Source organism: Lachnobacterium bovis DSM 14045, from assembly GCF_900107245.1.
Classification (GTDB): domain Bacteria; phylum Bacillota; class Clostridia; order Lachnospirales; family Lachnospiraceae; genus Roseburia; species Roseburia bovis.
The window spans coordinates 1-3,946 of sequence record NZ_FNPG01000048.1 but is presented as its reverse complement, the minus strand read 5'-3'; the positions used below and the strand labels follow the sequence as shown (position 1 = coordinate 3,946).

General features: G+C 30.9%; 3 protein-coding genes and 2 tRNA genes. All 5 read right to left on the bottom strand.

All coding sequences use genetic code 11. The annotated features are described in order from the left end of the window. Positions 1-19 precede the first annotated feature (19 nt). The 5 genes from BLV79_RS12230 to BLV79_RS12205 all read right to left on the bottom strand — a co-directional run bounded on the left by BLV79_RS12230 (position 20) and on the right by BLV79_RS12205 (position 3,940). Positions 20-94: transfer RNA gene (locus BLV79_RS12230), tRNA-Pro, on the bottom strand. Between the two features lie 236 nt (positions 95-330). Next, on the bottom strand, positions 331-1,200 hold the full coding sequence (locus BLV79_RS12225; protein ID WP_074719253.1) for a pyridoxamine kinase: 870 nt from the start codon (positions 1,198-1,200) through the stop codon (positions 331-333). Positions 1,201-1,206: 6 nt separating this feature from the next. Continuing rightward, the gene (locus BLV79_RS12220; RefSeq protein WP_074719252.1) at positions 1,207-1,806 is read right to left on the bottom strand and encodes an XTP/dITP diphosphatase; all 600 of its coding nucleotides are present in this window, start codon (positions 1,804-1,806) and stop codon (positions 1,207-1,209) included. A 123-nt stretch (positions 1,807-1,929) separates the two neighbouring features. After that, positions 1,930-3,075 carry a THUMP domain-containing class I SAM-dependent RNA methyltransferase gene (locus BLV79_RS12215; protein ID WP_074719251.1) on the bottom strand — a complete coding sequence of 382 codons (1,146 nt, stop codon included), beginning with the start codon at positions 3,073-3,075 and terminating at the stop codon, positions 1,930-1,932. A 791-nt stretch (positions 3,076-3,866) separates the two neighbouring features. Further along, positions 3,867-3,940: transfer RNA gene (locus BLV79_RS12205), tRNA-Arg, on the bottom strand. Positions 3,941-3,946: the final 6 nt, after the last annotated feature.

The window sequence follows — 3,946 nt, the reverse complement described above, 5'->3', positions numbered from 1 at the left end:
TTGAACTACACCCGCAGAATCGGGGTGACAGGATTCGAACCTGCGACCTCCTGGTCCCAAACCAGGCGCTCTAGCCAAGCTGAGCCACACCCCGTAAGTGTTATCTTTAAGTTTTCGTTTTGTGCCCATCGCCGTGGCACATGTAGTATAATATCACTTACCACACTTAATGTCAACACTTTTTTTGATTTTTTTTTATTTTTTTTATTTATTTTCAAAAAGCCTGTTTTTTTAGGCTTTCTAGCTTATTCTTTCAAGCTTATAACCTATTTTTTCCAAAAAAAATATTTAATTCATCATAAGCCTTATATAAATTATATCTAAAATCATCTACCTTAACTGCCCTAGCAATTCTTCAAAACACACTCCATCCTCCGCAGGCACATTTCTTATATCGGATTCTTTTATGCATTTCTCAACAAAATCTGATGCTCTTTCAACAGATTTATAAAAATTTAGATTATTTATTGCATCTGCCGCAATAATAGCCGAAAAAACATCTCCAGTTCCTGCTCTAGATATTCCTATTTTTTCATTGCTAATAATTTGCATTTCATTTTTATATTCTTTTACAAAATTCAAGATTCTGTTTTCGTACTCTATCCCCGTTATAACAACCTTTTTAATACCTTTACCTAGAAACATATCTATAAGACTCTCTATCTTAGCTACAAGTAGCTCATAATCATTTATTTGACTAATCTCTTCATAAGACTCACCCAATAAAATACACGCTTCTGTAAGATTAGGCGTAATAATATCTGCAATGTTAACGATTTCTCTCATTTTTTCACACATTTCTTCATTATGGCTAATATATTTTTTCCCATCATCGCCCATTACAGGATCAACGATTGCAATTGTTCCATCTTTTTTTACTCTTTCTATAATTCTTTTTACAATATCAAATTGTTTATTATTACTCAAAAAACCGGTCAATAATCCTTCAAATTTTAATTCCAGTTTTTCCCATTCGCTAAAATATGATGGAATATCTTCTGTTATATCTTTCATGTAATAACTTTCATATGCTGTGTGATTTGATAAAATCGATGTAGGAATTGGACAGCACTGCACTTTTAACTTCGAAATGATCGGTATTTCAACTGTTAAAGAGCATTTACCAAAACCTGTTAAATCATTAATTATTATAATCTTATTTTGTGTATTATGATTATGCTGTGCTACCTTGTTACTCATCAAAAACTAATCTCCTAATTTTTCCTTTATAATTTCTCTAATTCTTCTAAGCGCTTTACCTCTATGCGATATTAGGTTTTTTTCTTCAAGTGACATATCTGCTGACGATATATTATATCCATTTGGATAAAAAATAGGATCATATCCAAAACCATTTTTACCACTCGCACTTAAACCAATACGTCCTTCCATCGTTTCTACCGCTGTTAAGCATTCACCATTAGGCATTATTATCGCCATTGCACAAACAAATCTTGCTGTTCTTTTTTCTTCCGGAACCCCTTCTAATCGTCTAAGTATTTCCTGATTTTTTATTTCATAAGAAGTATCTTCTCCTAAATATCTAGATGAATAAATCCCCGGTTCCTTGTTCAAATAATCCACTTCTAAACCTGAATCATCTGCAATTACAATACTATCAGTGTATTTAGAAATTGCTTTAGCTTTTAAAATGGCATTTTCTTCGAAAGTTGTCCCTGTCTCCTCTACTTCATCTTTAATATCTAATTCTTTTTTCGAAAAGACTTCTACATCTAATCCTTCTAATATTTTTTTTACTTCTTTAACTTTGTTTTCATTTCCCGTAGCAAAAACAATCTTTTTCATTATAGCTGTCCTTTCAATCTTCGTATATCCAATGTTTTATCGTCTTATTAATTTTCTATCATGTATTGCCTTCTAAACATTCTACTGTTTTCCCCATCTAGACATTCTATTGTACATTGTCTTCTATCTTTTTTTAGGAGGCTTAGGACCCATAAACTGATAGAAATTAGCCTTAATCATTCCATTATATATTTTTCTTTTTTTATCTGCTCTCCTACCAATGTATCGCTCCATATCCTCATAACTAGTAATAACAAATTTTGACCATGTGTCCAAACCTTCAAAAGCATTTCCAATAGTTTTGTACAATGATGGAAGTTGTTCCTTTTCCACTAGTCTCTCACCATAAGGTGGATTAGTTATTATAAATCCATACTTCTTTGGATGGTGTAAATCTGCGACATCTCTTTGTTGAAAATGAATTAATTTATCCACTCCAGCTCTCTTTGCATTGCTTCTGGCAGCCTTTATAACATCAGGATCAATATCATACCCCTGAATATCAACATCAACGTTTAAATCAATCATTTCTTCAGCCTCTTCAACCGTATCATACCACAACTGTCTAGGAATAATATTAGTCCATGACTCTGCCGTAAATTCACGATTTAAACCAGGTGCAATATTCGCTGCCATCATTGCAGCTTCAATTGGAAAAGTTCCACTTCCGCAAAAAGGATCCACTAAAATTCGATCTTTTTTCCATGGTGTAAGCATAATAAGTGAGGCAGCCATAGTTTCTCTGATTGGTGCCAAACTTTTCATAGTTCTATATCCTCTTTTATGTAATGCTTCACCTGATGTATCCAATGAAACAATGAATTCATCTTTCAAAACTGAAACACGCACTGGATATTCTGCACCTGTTTCCTCAAACCATGTTTTTTTATATGTTTTTTGCAAACGTTTAACCATAGCTTTTTTTATAATTGATTGAATATCTGATGCACTGAACAATTTACTTTTAACAGAAGTTGCTTTTTTTACCCAAAATTTTCCATCTTCAGGGATATAATCTTCCCATGGTAATTTTTCTATTTCATTGAATAATTCTTCAAATGATGTAGCTTTAAATCTTCCAATCTGTAAAAGTACTCTTTCTGCACCTCTTAAAAATATATTGGCTCTACAAATAGCCTCTTCATCACCTTCAAAAGTTATTTTACCATCTTCTACCTTTGTAATCTCATATCCTAAATCATATATTTCTCTTTTAACAACTGCCTCTAATCCAAAATGACAAGGCACAACTAATTTAAATATTTTCATATGTTTTCTCTTTCTTTCTAAAAAATAGCTATCCTTATAACATAAGTTATAAATAAGTTATAATATACGTTATAATATACGTTATATTATAAGTTACAATATATATTATAATCAAAAATACCTCATTCAATTCTATCACACTTTATATATTAATTCATCATAATATTTAGCAAAGGCAGCAATGCATTCTTTTCAAATTATGTAATTATCATGATTTTTCTAAAAATTCCCTTAAAATCAAAATAATATTAATCAGAAAATTATATATTATAACCAAAAAAAAATCATTTAATTTAATTCAATCCAATAATAAAAATAGTACTTATTTTTTCTGAATATATAAATATCTGATGGATTATTATTTTTTTTAGAATTGTAAAAATTTTAATTGATTTTTTTCTTATTATCATATATAATAACACTTGAGGAGGCGGTTGCCTTTTCATGTTATACCCCTTATTAATTATTTATACTCCCCTCAAAAGCCACCTTTTTAGGTGGCTTTTTTATATTCTTGTTTATTCAAATCTATTTATTTTATTATTCTTATCTAATGCTAAAGAATCTATTGAACAAATATTTTTTGTTTTTAGACAAACTCCTGTTCAAGAAAAGTCCACACGAGAACGCCAAGCATTTATAATACTTTAGTGACTTAGCCCAATGGTAAGAAGATAGTATATAAAACCCTGATTGCCGCTTCAAATTCGATTGTGTTATGTCAGCTAATATATAAAATTCCATACATAATAAAATTATAACAAAAAAGAGGCCCTAAGGCCTCATAAATACGTGCGTGAGAAGATTCGAACTCCCGACACCTTGGTCCGTAGCCAAGTGCTCTATCCAGCTGAGCTACACACACACATCA

Bases quoted from the DNA above. Each gene is read 5' to 3' on its own strand.
- BLV79_RS12225 (WP_074719253.1), bottom strand. From the start codon at position 1,200: ATGAGTAACAAGGTAGCACAGCATAATCATAATACACAAAATAAGATT.
- BLV79_RS12220 (WP_074719252.1), bottom strand. From the start codon at position 1,806: ATGAAAAAGATTGTTTTTGCTACGGGAAATGAAAACAAAGTTAAAGAA.
- BLV79_RS12215 (WP_074719251.1), bottom strand. From the start codon at position 3,075: ATGAAAATATTTAAATTAGTTGTGCCTTGTCATTTTGGATTAGAGGCA.